Origin of the sequence: Bacillus sp. FJAT-18017, assembly GCF_001278805.1 — a bacterium.
Taxonomy (GTDB): domain Bacteria; phylum Bacillota; class Bacilli; order Bacillales; family Cytobacillaceae; genus Bacillus_D.
Genome location: NZ_CP012602.1, coordinates 3,880,801 through 3,893,652, shown reverse-complemented (window position 1 = coordinate 3,893,652; position 12,852 = coordinate 3,880,801). Strand labels below are relative to the sequence as shown.

The 12,852-nt window shown below is 41.9% G+C and carries 13 protein-coding genes and 1 pseudogene; 10 read left to right on the top strand and 4 right to left on the bottom strand.

Annotation, left to right across the window (positions count from 1 at the left end; all coding sequences use genetic code 11):
• Positions 1-302 precede the first annotated feature (302 nt).
• From AM500_RS18045 to rbsB, 7 genes are all read left to right on the top strand, one after another.
• The gene (locus AM500_RS18045; RefSeq protein ID WP_053600463.1) at positions 303-1,931 is read left to right on the top strand and encodes a bifunctional metallophosphatase/5'-nucleotidase; all 1,629 of its coding nucleotides are present in this window, start codon (positions 303-305) and stop codon (positions 1,929-1,931) included.
• Between the two features lie 521 nt (positions 1,932-2,452).
• Entirely contained in the window at positions 2,453-3,442 is a 990-nt protein-coding gene (locus tag AM500_RS18040) for a LacI family DNA-binding transcriptional regulator (protein WP_053600462.1), read from the top strand.
• Positions 3,435-4,313 (top strand): ribokinase, encoded by an 879-nt coding sequence (gene rbsK / locus AM500_RS18035; RefSeq protein WP_053600461.1) that lies wholly within the window; start codon positions 3,435-3,437, stop codon positions 4,311-4,313. Before AM500_RS18040 ends, rbsK begins: the two co-directional genes overlap by 8 nt.
• Positions 4,314-4,315: 2 nt before the next feature.
• Positions 4,316-4,711, top strand: a complete 396-nt coding sequence (gene rbsD / locus AM500_RS18030; protein WP_053600460.1) for a D-ribose pyranase — start codon at positions 4,316-4,318, stop codon at positions 4,709-4,711.
• Between the two features lie 17 nt (positions 4,712-4,728).
• Positions 4,729-6,210: a sugar ABC transporter ATP-binding protein gene (locus AM500_RS18025; protein ID WP_053600459.1), complete on the top strand. Its 1,482-nt coding sequence runs from the start codon at positions 4,729-4,731 to the stop codon at positions 6,208-6,210.
• Position 6,211: 1 nt separating this feature from the next.
• Positions 6,212-7,177 carry a ribose ABC transporter permease RbsC gene (rbsC, locus tag AM500_RS18020; RefSeq protein WP_053600458.1) on the top strand — a complete coding sequence of 322 codons (966 nt, stop codon included), beginning with the start codon at positions 6,212-6,214 and terminating at the stop codon, positions 7,175-7,177.
• Positions 7,178-7,197: 20 nt separating this feature from the next.
• On the top strand, positions 7,198-8,115 hold the full coding sequence (gene rbsB / locus AM500_RS18015; RefSeq protein ID WP_053600457.1) for a ribose ABC transporter substrate-binding protein RbsB: 918 nt from the start codon (positions 7,198-7,200) through the stop codon (positions 8,113-8,115).
• A 453-nt stretch (positions 8,116-8,568) separates the two neighbouring features.
• Here rbsB and AM500_RS18010 read toward each other — a convergent pair whose 3' ends face one another.
• Positions 8,569-9,363, bottom strand: coding sequence for a sulfite exporter TauE/SafE family protein (locus AM500_RS18010; RefSeq protein WP_053600456.1), 795 nt, complete (start codon positions 9,361-9,363; stop codon positions 8,569-8,571).
• A gap of 118 nt (positions 9,364-9,481) precedes the next feature.
• Between AM500_RS18010 and AM500_RS26435 the strand changes: the two are divergent.
• Positions 9,482-9,635, top strand: a pseudogene (locus AM500_RS26435) (D-ribose ABC transporter substrate-binding protein); the annotation flags it as partial.
• A 160-nt stretch (positions 9,636-9,795) separates the two neighbouring features.
• Positions 9,796-10,542, top strand: coding sequence for an SGNH/GDSL hydrolase family protein (locus AM500_RS18005; protein ID WP_053600455.1), 747 nt, complete (start codon positions 9,796-9,798; stop codon positions 10,540-10,542).
• A gap of 179 nt (positions 10,543-10,721) precedes the next feature.
• Here AM500_RS18005 and AM500_RS18000 read toward each other — a convergent pair whose 3' ends face one another.
• Positions 10,722-11,204 (bottom strand): hypothetical protein, encoded by a 483-nt coding sequence (locus tag AM500_RS18000; protein ID WP_053600454.1) that lies wholly within the window; start codon positions 11,202-11,204, stop codon positions 10,722-10,724.
• Positions 11,205-11,223: 19 nt separating this feature from the next.
• The gene (locus AM500_RS17995) at positions 11,224-11,493 is read right to left on the bottom strand and encodes a hypothetical protein (RefSeq protein WP_053600453.1); all 270 of its coding nucleotides are present in this window, start codon (positions 11,491-11,493) and stop codon (positions 11,224-11,226) included.
• 255 nt (positions 11,494-11,748) lie between these two features.
• Here AM500_RS17995 and AM500_RS17990 point away from each other — a divergent pair, with 255 nt between their 5' ends.
• On the top strand, positions 11,749-11,976 hold the full coding sequence (locus tag AM500_RS17990) for an Imm74 family immunity protein (protein ID WP_082347278.1): 228 nt from the start codon (positions 11,749-11,751) through the stop codon (positions 11,974-11,976).
• A gap of 57 nt (positions 11,977-12,033) precedes the next feature.
• Here AM500_RS17990 and AM500_RS17985 read toward each other — a convergent pair whose 3' ends face one another.
• Positions 12,034-12,756: a metallophosphoesterase gene (locus AM500_RS17985; RefSeq protein WP_053600452.1), complete on the bottom strand. Its 723-nt coding sequence runs from the start codon at positions 12,754-12,756 to the stop codon at positions 12,034-12,036.
• Positions 12,757-12,852: the final 96 nt, after the last annotated feature.

Here is a 12,852-nt window from a genome sequence, read left to right as displayed (position 1 = left end):
AGTGTCGGCTCTACTTTGCCAATTGGAAAAGGGGATCGTCCATTTATGTTTTATCCAAAACAGGGTCTCCCCTAAATATGCGGAAAGTCGATCACCTTTGCCTTGGAGGAAAAGAACGAATGGAAGCAGCTTGAATTATTTTAGCCTAAAAGAACTAGAGTCTATTAGCTTATGAATAAGCCGAATTAATCATTTTCCCACTATAACAACCCGCTTTACAAAACCTTAAAATACTCCTGGCATACACTTAACAAATCCTCCTTATAATCTCCTTATAATCGATTATTAAAGGGGGAAAATTCATGGCTTTTTTCAGTAACAAATTAGTAGCGGCTTCCATGTCTATTAGTCTATTAATGACTGGAATGATTGGAAGTACAGTTTCAGCTAAAGAACATAAAGTTCCACCAGGTCTTGCGAAGAAAGAAAATGTGAAGGTGCAAATACTGAGCGTAAACGATCTTCACGGCAAAATCAATGTAAGCGAACAGCTCAATGATGACCCAAATACATATGGAAACGCTGCTTACCTTGCTACATATCTTCGTGATCGCGAACAAACCAATGAAAACACATTAATCGTCCATTCAGGGGACATGGTGGGAGGAAGCCCGCCCGTATCAGCCCTGTTTCAAGATGAGCCAACAGTTGAAATCATGGAATCGATTGGATTTGATGTAGGAACTGTCGGAAACCACGAATTTGACGAAGGTGTTGATGAACTTCTTCGTTTAACTTACGGTGGAGACCATCCTGATGGAACACCTAACTATGACGGCACCAATTTTCCAATGGTCGCGGCCAATGTAGTATATAAGGACAGTGGAGAACTGATACTGCCTCCATATTACATAAAGAATGTAAAAGGACAAAAAATTGGCTTTATTGGTGTTGCAACAACAGAAACACCAAACAATGTAGTCGCAAAAGGAATCACAACTATTGAATTTACGGATGAAGCGGAAGCGATCAACAAGTATGTTCCAGAACTGACCAAGCGCGGCGCTGAAGCAATTGTCGTCCTTGCCCACGTTCCTGGAAGTCAGGCCGGTGAATCTGCAACTGGAGAAATTGCACAAATGGCCACTGATATCAGTGATAAGGTTGATGTCATTGTTGCCGCGCACAACCATCAAAAAGTAGATGCGGTAGTGGATAATAAGCTGATTGTCCAAGCTGGAGAATATGGAAAGGCCTTTGCTGATATCGATCTTGAAATTGATCGAGTGACAGGGGATATTGTTAAAAAAGAAGCGGAAATTGTTGATGTCATCCAACAGGGAGTCACTCCTGACCCTGAGGTTTCTGCGATTTTGGAAAAATACTCATCTGCTATCGCGCCTAAATTGAATGAAGTCATCGGACAGGCAAGTGTCTTTTTACAAGGCGGATATATAACAAAAAATCATTTCGGTGACAATGCTCTTGGAAATCTAATTGCGGACGGAATGAATGCGGCAATGGAAAGTGACTTTGCGATGATGAATGGCGGAGGAATCCGTGCCAATCTTAATGCGGGCGAAATCACATGGGAGGAATTATATAATATCCAGCCATTTGGCAACACATTGGTCACAGTTGAAGTGCTGGGATCGGAAATGGATGAAATTGTGAATGCACAAATTTCATCTTACGGCCCAGATGCCTCCATAGGTGGCTTCCGCTATAAATGGGACAGCGCAACCAGCAATGTGACTGAAATAACCCTGGCTGATGGAACTCCTATTGATCAGAATGCAACGTATACACTGACAGTCAACAATTATATGTATGACCATTACTCCGACAAGTATAAAATCCGTGAGTACGGCGAAAATCCTGTTCAGGGACCGGAAGACCTTCAAGCAACCGTTGATTTTGTAAAGAGCTTCACATCTCCAATCGCTTACGAAGCAGAAGGACGGATTATTAATATATCAGCGGTGCATTAAAAGATAGTTTCCAAGAAGAGTTTGCTCTTATCGGGCAAGCTCTTTTTATATTTTGAGCAAGTGGAGTAATAAGTTTTCGTTCTCTTGGTAGTGTTAACGGGTGGGCGGTTGTGTCTGAATTGTGAATAGGGGCGATATATTATTTGTTCAGGGTTATAAAATTGTTATTGAGGGTTATAAAATTTTTATTCAGGGATAAAAAAGTTCATTCAGGGCGATAAAGTGAAAATTCAATCGGTGTGGGTTCTTCATACCCGCTGATTGATCAATGGGTGATAAAGCACTCACCAATACTTGAGAGCCCTCGCTTCATTGAATTTTTTCAGCATTGGACACTATTCATAAATGGCTCTATGTCTCAATTCCAGGTTTAGTAGTTTTAACTGAATCTAGCAGTATGTCCCCTAAATCCCTGATATTGGCACTCCTTTTGCCAGCCCGGCGAGGGTTTTCTGTTTGCACAAATATATAATCTATGATATTCTCAGTGTGTAAACGGTTACACATTAGAGGTGAAAGAATTGGTTACCATCCGGGATGTTGCCAAAAGAGCTGGAGTATCGGTCGCGACCGTTTCCAGAGCTTTGAATGATAAAGGCTATGTGCATGAGGATACTAGGAAACTAGTAAACAATGCTATTGAGGAATTGAATTATAAACCAAATGAAGTTGCTAGATCATTATATAAAAAGAAATCAAGGCTGATTGGTTTGCTGCTTCCAGATATAAGGAACCCATTTTTTCCTGAACTCGCCCGTGGTGTTGAGGATGAAATGCAGGAGCGTGATTTCCGGCTGATTATTGGAAATGCGGATGAACAGCCAGCTAAAGAAAGTGATTACATCCAGACATTTAAACAAAATAATGTAATCGGTATCATTTCGGCAACGAACCGGAACGAAACAGATTCCTACGAAAATTTATCCATCCCAGTGGTTTTTCTCGACCGGACAAGCACCATGTATCCTTCGGTTTATGCAGATGGGATAACTGGCGGTAAGATGGCAGCGAGAGAAATTATTAAAAGGGGAAGCAAGCGGATTACGCTGCTTAGGGGACCGGTTGAAATGAGGACCGCACAGGATCGATTCAAAGGAGCTTTGGACGAACTTGCCGATTCCAATGTCGATTTTAATGTGATGAGTACTGGTTCTTTTACTTTTGCCGATGCCGAAAAGACAGCTAAGGAATTATTTCATAAATTTCCTGAAACAGATGGAGTGATCGCCGGAAATGACCTCGGTGCCGCGGCTATTCTGCATGAGGCATTACGAAGGGGCATTTCGATTCCGGGTGATCTGCAAATTATCGGGTATGATGATATACCTCTCAGCAGTTTGCTATTCCCACCCTTATCGACGATTAGGCAGCCTGCCTATGATATGGGAAGAGAGGCGGCAAAACTGTTGATTCAACTTCTTGAAGAAGGAATTGTGAAAGAAAAAAATATTCAATTGCCAGTTACATTTGTTGAAAGGCAGACGACAAGAAAGGTGGAGGACTATGGCTAAAATAACAGTGATAGGAAGTTCTTCGATGGACTTGGTAGTAACCGCTTCGAAAAGGCCGGACAAAGGTGAAACCATTTTGGGTGAATCCTTCAAAACTGTACCGGGTGGCAAAGGAGCAAATCAGGCAGTTGCAGCAGCCCGGTTAGACGCTGAGGTTTATATGGTCGGTTGTGTTGGAGACGACACATTCGGAAAAGAAATCCTCGATAATTTTAAAAAGAATCATGTTATTACGACTTTTGTGGAACCGGTTACAGGTGTTGAGAGCGGCACAGCTCATATTACTCTTGCCGAGGGCGACAATAGCATCATTGTTGTAAAGGGTGCGAATGATTATGTAACTCCTGGATTTGTAGAGAAGGCGCTCGATGTTATTCGTGATTCGGATATTGTCCTTATCCAGCAGGAAATCCCTGAAGAAACTGTTGAGTATGTTAGTGAAAAGTGCCAAGAATTTGATGTTCCACTTCTTTTGAATCCTGCACCAGCTAGGCAAATCAGCAAGGATGTTATCGAAAGGGCTGCATTCATTACACCGAATGAATTGGAGGCATCAATCCTGTTCGATGGAAAGGATTTGCACGAGGCTTTATTGGCATACCCAAACAAAGTATTTATCACTGAAGGCAAAAACGGCGTCCGTTTCCATGATGGAGAGAAGGAGATCGTTGTTCCTTCGTATAAAGTTGAAGCGGTTGATACGACAGGTGCGGGGGATACATTCAATGCGGCATTCGCGGTTGCTCTTGCTGAAGGGAAAAGCTTTGAGGAAAGCCTGAGATTTGCAAACCGGGCTGCTTCACTTTCAGTTACAAAGTTTGGTGCGCAGGGTGGCATGCCAACCCGAAAAGAAGTAGAGGAGAGGTTATAGACATGAAACGCCATGGTATATTGAACAGTCATATTGCCAAAGTGCTAACTGACCTTGGCCATACTGATTTTATTGTGATTGCCGATGCTGGATTGCCGATTCCGGAGGGGGTTACTAAGATTGACTTAGCCGTAATTCCGGGAAAGCCTTCTTTTCAGGAAGTGGTCGAAGCTGTCGCGGATGATATGGTCATTGAAAAATGTGTAATCGCTTCTGAAATTGAAGTGAACAATCCTCAAGTAAATGATTATCTTACCGGAAAGTTTGCTGACATTGATGTGGAACGGGTTACACATGAGGATTTTAAACAGTTAACGAAAAATGCCAAGGCGGTCATTCGCACAGGCGAAATAACTCCATATGCAAACTGTATTTTACAATCAGGTGTGTTTTTTTAAAAAAAGGGGTGAAAAACATGCAAGTTACTATGCAGAACATTCATAAAGCGTTTGGGGCAAATCAAGTCTTGACGGGTGTGAATTTTGAACTGCTCGATGGAGAAGTTCACGCTTTGATGGGTGAAAACGGCGCCGGGAAATCGACGATGATGAACGTCCTGACAGGGCTTCATGCACGTGATACAGGTACGATTCTCATTGATGGAAAAGAAACCTATTTTAAAAACCCGAAAGAAGCTGAGCAAAACGGAATTACATTTATCCATCAGGAACTGAATATTTGGCCTGATATGACGGTGCTCGAGAATTTGTTTATCGGAAAAGAATTGAAGACCTCGCTTGGTCTTCTAAATACAAAAGAAATGAAAACCCTTGCAAGGAAGCAGTTTGACCGGTTGAACGTCACGATTCCTTTGGAAAAAGAAGCAGGCCTTTGCTCTGTTGGGGAGCAGCAAATGATTGAGATCGCCAAGGCACTGATGACGGATGCCAAGGTCATCATAATGGACGAGCCGACTGCTGCTTTAACGGAAAGGGAAATCAGTAAACTATTCGACATTATCTCTTCCCTTAAAAAGGATGGGGTTTCGATTGTGTATATTTCTCACAGAATGGAAGAGATTTTTGCCATCTGTGACCGGATGACCGTCATGCGGGATGGAAAGACAGTCGATACAAAGGCAGTTTCCGAGACAAACTTTGATGAAGTCGTAAGGAAAATGGTCGGCCGAGAATTGACGGACCGATTCCCGAAGCGTTCTTCCAATCCAGGTGAAGTTGTCCTGGAAGTGAAAGGATTAACGAAACGCGGTGTCTTTGAAGATGTTAGCTTCTCAGTTCGGTCGGGAGAAATTGTTGGCGTCTCCGGGCTGATGGGTGCAGGCAGAACAGAAATCATGCGCGCCATCTTTGGGCTTGATTCGTTTGACAGCGGGGAGGTTTGGCTGAACGGGAAGAAATCAGTCATTAAGTCTGCTGATCAGGCTGTAACAGCCGGGATAGGTTTTATTACAGAGGACCGGAAAGACGAAGGCTTAATTCTCGATTTTTCAATTAAGGACAATATAGTGCTGCCTTCCTTATTCAGCTTTGCTCCTAAAGGCATCATCAACGAAAAAAGCGAAAATGACTTTGTGGATCTGCTAATTAAACGCCTGACCGTTAAAACAGAATCCCGGGAAATTGCTGTTGGGAATCTGTCGGGGGGCAATCAGCAAAAAGTCGTTATTGCCAAATGGATTGGAATTGGCCCGAAAGCGCTGATCCTCGATGAACCGACAAGAGGCGTGGACGTCGGTGCTAAACGGGAAATTTATCAGCTGATGAATGAATTGACAGACCGGGGCGTGGCAATCATTATGGTTTCCTCGGAACTGCCTGAAGTGCTGGGAATGAGCGACCGGATCCTTGTCGTTCATGAAGGAAAAATTAGTGGAGAATTGACACGTGACCAAGCTACTCAGGAAACTATTATGACATTGGCAACAGGAGGTCAGTGAGATGAACGCAACCAATTTACCAGTAAAAAACGCAAAAGGGAACTATGTTAATACGGTAACCCAAAAACTTGGGCCGCTGCTAGGACTTATCATTCTGATTGCAATCGTTTCTGTACTCAACCCTAGTTTTCTAGAACCTTTGAATATATTAAACTTGCTGCGCCAGGTGGCTATTAATGCCCTGATTGCGTTTGGAATGACGTTTGTTATATTAACAGGGGGAATTGATTTATCTGTCGGTGCGATTCTGGCATTATCAAGTGCGTTAACGGCTGGGATGATCGTTTCTGGAATCGACCCTATTTTCGCAATCGTGATCGGCTGTATTCTTGGCGCTGTCATGGGGACTGTGAATGGCCTGCTGATTACAAAAGGCAAAATGGCTCCGTTCATTGCCACTCTGGCAACAATGACGATCTTCAGAGGATTGACACTTGTTTATACAGACGGGAATCCAATTACCGGACTCGGAGATAATATGTTGTTTCAACTATTTGGCAGAGGCTATTTCCTTGGAATTCCTGTCCCTGCGATTACGATGATTGTTACGTTTGTACTGTTATATATCCTTCTTCACAAAACGCCATTTGGTAGGAAAACCTATGCTATTGGCGGGAATGAAAAAGCGGCGCTCATTTCCGGGATTAAGGTTCCAAATGTGAAGGTAATAATTTACGCTCTGTCTGGTTTAATGGCTGCCCTGGCAGGTGCGATCTTGACATCCCGATTGAATTCTGCCCAGCCAACAGCAGGTACTTCCTACGAACTAGATGCCATTGCCGCGGTCGTATTAGGCGGGACAAGCCTATCCGGCGGGAAGGGACGGATTGTTGGAACACTGATTGGTGCCTTAATCATCGGTATTTTGAATAATGGCTTGAACCTTCTCGGAGTTTCGTCATTCTACCAAATGGTCGTAAAAGGGATTGTTATTGCCATTGCTGTGTTACTTGACCGGAAGAAATAAGCATAAGGAGCGGAATTTTTATGAAAAAATTGGCCTTACTTATCATATCAATGTCAGTTTTGCTTTTAGGAGCATGTTCGATGCAGCCGCCTGAATGGGCTAAGCCTGCAAAAAAGGATGATATAAAGGATTTGAAGATTGGACTTTCTGTTTCCACCTTAAATAACCCGTTCTTTGTTTCCTTGAAAAATGGTGTTGAAAAAGAGGCAAAGGCACTTGGCGTGGAAGTAAAGATTGTCGATGCCCAAAATGACTCAGCAAAACAAATTAACGATGTTGAAGACCTAATTCAGCAGGGTGTCGATCTTCTTCTCATCAACCCAACAGATTCCGCAGCCATTTCAACAGCTGTCGAATCAGCGAATACAATTGGAATCCCTGTTGTTACTCTGGACCGTTCCGCTGAAAAAGGAAAGGTTGAAACGCTGGTTGCATCCGATAACATTAAAGGCGGCGAAATGGCAGCCGAATATATTGTCGAGAAACTCGGAGAAAATGCTAAGGTAGCAGAGCTTGAAGGTGTACCAGGTGCCTCCGCAACCCGTGAAAGAGGGAAAGGGTTCCATAATATTGCCGATGAGAAGTTAGATATTGTCGCAAAACAATCAGCTGATTTCGACCGTACCAAGGGGTTAACTGTAATGGAAAACCTGCTTCAGGCAAACCCTGACATCCAAGCGGTCTTCGCGCATAACGATGAGATGGCTCTTGGGGCTATTGAAGCAATAAGCAGCTCAGGGAAAGACATCATGGTCATTGGTTTTGACGGAAATGATGATGCGCTTAATGCGATTAAAGCGGGGAATATGGAAGCCACCGTTGCCCAGCAGCCAGAGCTGATCGGAAAACTTGCTGTTGAAGCCGGAATTGATGTAATTCAGGGTAAGAAAATTGAAGAAAACATTCCGGCACCGTTGAAGCTAGTAGTGAAAGAATAGAGGGAAAATGGCAACGGTTCACCTTTGCTGAATGGACTTGCCAAGGTAACCGGGAAGTTCGATTTTGTCAATGGAATGAATGTGTAAATAGGGACGGTACTCCACTTTTTAATGGAAATGGAGGGCCGTCCCTTTTTGTAGAGTTGGTAGGGTGACGTCTTTTCGAACGTGTTTGGGGTGGTTCAGGACAATTTCCCAAGTTTATAGGACATTTCCCAAAAGATACAGGACACATTTTAAGCTTTTCAGGACAGATTTCGATGGATTCAGGACAGATTTTTAAAGATACAGGACAAATTGAAATTGAGGAAGCTGCACTGCCCTTTAACACGGGCTACTTGGTGGATAAAACTGGAAAATAACCGTCAGATTCTGGCGGGTATAAAGAAAAACGGGAGTAGCGCTCCCGTTTTCGTCTATTGTTTTAAGTGTGCCGGTTTTGGCACTAGATTCCTAGTAAAAAAACATTCGAAACCCAATTCCGACTAGAAGAACGGACAGCAATTGAAGGATGACCTTCCCAGGAATTTTCTGCGAAAGGGATACTCCGATTTGTGACCCGATAATTACTCCTGCACCGCCCCAAAAAACAATTTGCCAATCAATGCTGCTATAGAAAATTTGCGAGACGACGCCTACCGTAGAATAAAGTGTTAGTGAAAAAAGAGAGGTCGCCGTTGCATAATGTGCAGGTATTTTAAAAATATAAATTAGGATCGGAACAAGCAGCCAGCCGCCTCCGATGCCAAGATAACTAGACAGCACACCCATGAAAAAACCAATTGGCACAAGCCATTTGATAGGGAGGTCCTGTTTCTTGGCAACGAGATTTCGCTCTTCCTCAATAATTGGCATCTTCTTCTTTTTAAAACTAGCAAAAGGCGAGTTTTTAGCAAATAAAAAAATGCCAAGCGCGATGAGAAGGGTAGCAAACACGATATAAAAATAGTTTGATGAATAGATTTGAAGCAGCCATACTCCCAGTAAGGAACCAGGGAATGCTCCCGCGCTCAAAATGATTCCTGTTCGATAATCGATCCTATTTTGTTTTGCGTAGCCTATTACACCCGATAACGAATTGATTAAGACAATAACAATCCCTGACCCTGCTGCAAGGGCAGGATCCATGTCGAAAATCAGTAACAGTGCCGGAACGAAGATGAAACCGCCCCCGGCGCCAACTATCGTGCCGTATCCGCCTGCCAGCATACCAACTGCTAGCAATAGCAATCCTGTTGTAAGAGACATTTTGTTTCCCCCTTGATATTACTAACCTATCAAAAGTTATGGGAGAAGTATAGTGGTGCCTGTCACTTCCCGATTTTCTCGAAAGAGTTTGAGGGAAATTGTTTTGGGAGCTAAGTGGTTTGCACATAATGATGAGATAGCACTTGGAGCCATTGAGATATTATCGTAAATGGATTTGACGGCAATCATGATGCGCTTTATCCAATTAAAGCAGGGAAAATGGAAGCCACCGGGCCACCGTTTTACAACTGCCAGTGTTGATTGGGAAACTTATTTATTAGATAAAACCAAGACTACCGTGTAAAAAGAAAAACGCACAAAGGCTGCTAATCTTATCTTTTGTGCGTTTTCACTTTTCTTTGTATGGTTTTCGTTCTATAGGTGGAGAAAGTTCTCAATAGAGAATATAATGGTATGAAAAGGAGGGGTTAAATGAAGATTAAAAGATTACTTTCTAGTACTTTATTAATTAGCTCCCTGGTTTTGTCACTGCCTTTTGTTACTTCCGCGAAGAATGTTGTTAAACAGGACTTTGATTATGTTGCGTTGGGAGATTCACTTGCGGCTGGTCAAACACCTTACAAGGAACTTAAAGATGGATATGCAGACTTCCTGGCCGACAGGTTTACTCAGTCTCAATATAATGTAGAGTTGGACAATTTTGGTGTTTCGGGATACAAGACTACAAATATATTAAATGAACTGACCAACCCAGCCAATCCAAAGTTTAATTCGTTACGAGCAGCTATCCAGGATGCAGAATTGGTAACAATTGATATTGGGGCTAATGACCTGCTCGCTGATTTATCGAAAATACAACAGAACCCTTTACTTGCCCATGGTGCTATAAAAAAGATTGGCGAAAACTTGTATGGAATTCTCAGTACGGTTGATAGTATTAAACGTGATTCGAAGGTCTACGTAATGGGCTACTATAATCCCTTCCCACATCTGCCGCAGGAGCAGCAAGCTTCGCTATTACCTTTGCTTACGAGTTTTAACCAGATGATTGAAACTATAGCATTGGCTAATGGGGATGTGTTTGTACCAGTAGACCAAGTGATTAAAAAATACGAAAAAGAATACGTTCCTAACCCTGCTGATATTCACTTAAGTTCTCAGGGGTATGAAGCAATCGCCAAGGAGTTTTGGAAGACTTACCTGAAAAATAGAAATTAATAGATATGAATAAAGGGACGATTTCTCAATCCGAGAAACCGTCTCCTTTGATTTCATATCGATGCTTGTCCTAGGGGAGAGGCCGTAACTGAGAACAGTGACATAGCTGTTTAATTTTTTTTCAAATGGCTCATAAATATTATGCATCAAAAAAAGACGCCTTTTTTGGATTTCTTCACTTATTTGAAAAGTTCTTCTACTATTAATTTAGCTTCAATATTTCCTTCACATCTTATATTTTCCAAGTTATCTACCCAAACTCTAACAATATTAAGTGTATCTAGACCTTTGTCTATCTTTTTCACTCTTTCTCTTAACCTTACAATATCAGGCATCACCATAATAAATACTAGTTGATTAGCAGATGAAACGGACTGTTGAAATTTCATCATCTGAATAACATGTTCGGACAAATGAATGTCTAACTGAGAGGAATCAAAAACAATGTCATTCCCTTTGTTTTTTGATGCTTGGTTTCCTCTTGATTCAATAATCAATTCAACATCAAATTTTACAGCTCGTATATCTGGATCTGAGCTTGTACGCCCTTTATTGATTATAAAGTTTCTTGTGCCAAGGTGCTTAAAAATAGCCTCATTTAACTCGTCGACAGTCAGAATTGCAGTGTCAGGATTTTGCATTTTACTCAATTGAATCGGCATTCGCAGTACCTCCATATGGTTATAGAATCTTCTTTAGATTTTCTCTAAAACTAGTTGAAAATACTCCGTTTGCTACTCCATCCTCAAGAACCTTTAGAAGTTCTTCCTCCGTTAAATCTAGAGGCCTGGGTTGAAATCTTTCTGAACCGTTTACTTGCTTGTACCAAGCAAATCTTATTTCATCCCGTTTCATTCCTTTAATGAAAATCCGTTCTACAGCAGCAATGTCATTTCCCTCTTGTGATCTACCTTGGGCAATTAAATTGCAATAAGGGGTACTTCTTAACATTGTTATTCCTCCTTGCCATTATAGTTTTATAGGTTAATTTTACCATGTTATTCTAAAAGGAATGGAGGGATTTGTTACCCTATAAAGATTATAAGATTTATAATATTCTATTTATGGAAGAGAGAGGTTAAAGAAATATGTTAAATGCTAAAACTATTTGGTCTAATGTATTAGAAAAGGCAAGTGAAAATTTGGGCGATGGATGCAAGCACAAAAGTCACGAGCAACTACAGAGGTGAGAGATGAGGAAACCAAGTGAAAATAACAGGTACATCTTCTTATATATTGATAGAGGTGGACAATAAAGTGGTAAAAGTGCAGGGAGAACTGCTAGTGAATGGTTTTGCTGCTTATACCGACACGATGAAAAATTGGGAACCTCCGCATGAGAAAGAGGTAATTGACAGTGCTATGAAACAAAAAATTATTCAGGAAGCATTGGATTATACGAAAGACTTCCAGTTCAAAATCGAATTTGTTTAAGCCTGTCACGACCCGCGTTTGTAGAACAGAAAATTTTCGGGTTATGCCAGGCTTTCTTTACCCTTTTAGTCTTTCTAATTCTGTAATCAACCGGATGCCCTGTTTCGTGATGTGAAGCGTTTCTGTTTCACAGGAGAAATAAACATTGTTCGTCAAGTCGGCTAGGGAAAGTTTTCCTTCTTTAAAGATGCTTGCTCCCGTATCGCATGATACAAATCTTTCTGTTTGATACACAAAGGGATACGGCGTGTGGCCATGGACAATTTTTCTGTTGCCAATCCGTTTTGTCATGGCGTTTGCTGGCTGAAGGTACAACTGCCTTAGTTGCATGAAGGTTACATCTTCTTTTTGGTTTGCGAGTGGTTCGAATGGATCAATCCCAGCATGGGTAAAGAAATGTTCTTCATCCATAACATAGAGGGGAAGGTTGGCAAGCCAGACAAAGTGCTCGTTCCGTTCAGTTACTGTTACAAACTCTGTATTAAACTCTTTAATTACTTCAGTTCCCCCATGATACAGCCACATATGGCTATTCCCCTCAAAGGCATAGCGCCGCATCATAATTTCATGATTTCCGAGTGTAACAAAAATGTTTTCCGGATGCTGGTCCTGCATCCCCTTTAAAAACCGGACGACTTCGGCTGATTGCGGACCCCGGTCGATCATATCACCGACAACAACAAGCGTATCCTGTTCTGGATTGAATTTTGCCTCGGCCAACAAGGCTTTCAGCGGTTCAAACTGGCCGTGAATATCCGAAATAGCAAACTTTCTATTCATATGTCCCTCCTTATTTTCATTCTAGCTTTTACTAGCAAAGGAGCTAAGATCTTCCTTCTTCTTTAATAGTATAGTAAAATTTTAGCAACAATGAAA

What these genes read in the sequence shown, in the direction of transcription:
- AM500_RS18025 (WP_053600459.1), top strand. Translation starts at nt 4,729, where the DNA reads ATGCAAGTTACTATGCAGAACATTCATAAAGCGTTTGGGGCAAATCAA.
- rbsC (WP_053600458.1), top strand. Translation starts at nt 6,212, where the DNA reads ATGAACGCAACCAATTTACCAGTAAAAAACGCAAAAGGGAACTATGTT.
- rbsD (WP_053600460.1), top strand. Translation starts at nt 4,316, where the DNA reads ATGAAACGCCATGGTATATTGAACAGTCATATTGCCAAAGTGCTAACT.
- AM500_RS17985 (WP_053600452.1), bottom strand. Translation starts at nt 12,756, where the DNA reads ATGAATAGAAAGTTTGCTATTTCGGATATTCACGGCCAGTTTGAACCG.
- AM500_RS18000 (WP_053600454.1), bottom strand. Translation starts at nt 11,204, where the DNA reads ATGCCGATTCAATTGAGTAAAATGCAAAATCCTGACACTGCAATTCTG.
- rbsK (WP_053600461.1), top strand. Translation starts at nt 3,435, where the DNA reads ATGGCTAAAATAACAGTGATAGGAAGTTCTTCGATGGACTTGGTAGTA.
- rbsB (WP_053600457.1), top strand. Translation starts at nt 7,198, where the DNA reads ATGAAAAAATTGGCCTTACTTATCATATCAATGTCAGTTTTGCTTTTA.
- AM500_RS18005 (WP_053600455.1), top strand. Translation starts at nt 9,796, where the DNA reads ATGAAGATTAAAAGATTACTTTCTAGTACTTTATTAATTAGCTCCCTG.
- AM500_RS17995 (WP_053600453.1), bottom strand. Translation starts at nt 11,493, where the DNA reads ATGTTAAGAAGTACCCCTTATTGCAATTTAATTGCCCAAGGTAGATCA.
- AM500_RS18045 (WP_053600463.1), top strand. Translation starts at nt 303, where the DNA reads ATGGCTTTTTTCAGTAACAAATTAGTAGCGGCTTCCATGTCTATTAGT.
- AM500_RS18010 (WP_053600456.1), bottom strand. Translation starts at nt 9,363, where the DNA reads ATGTCTCTTACAACAGGATTGCTATTGCTAGCAGTTGGTATGCTGGCA.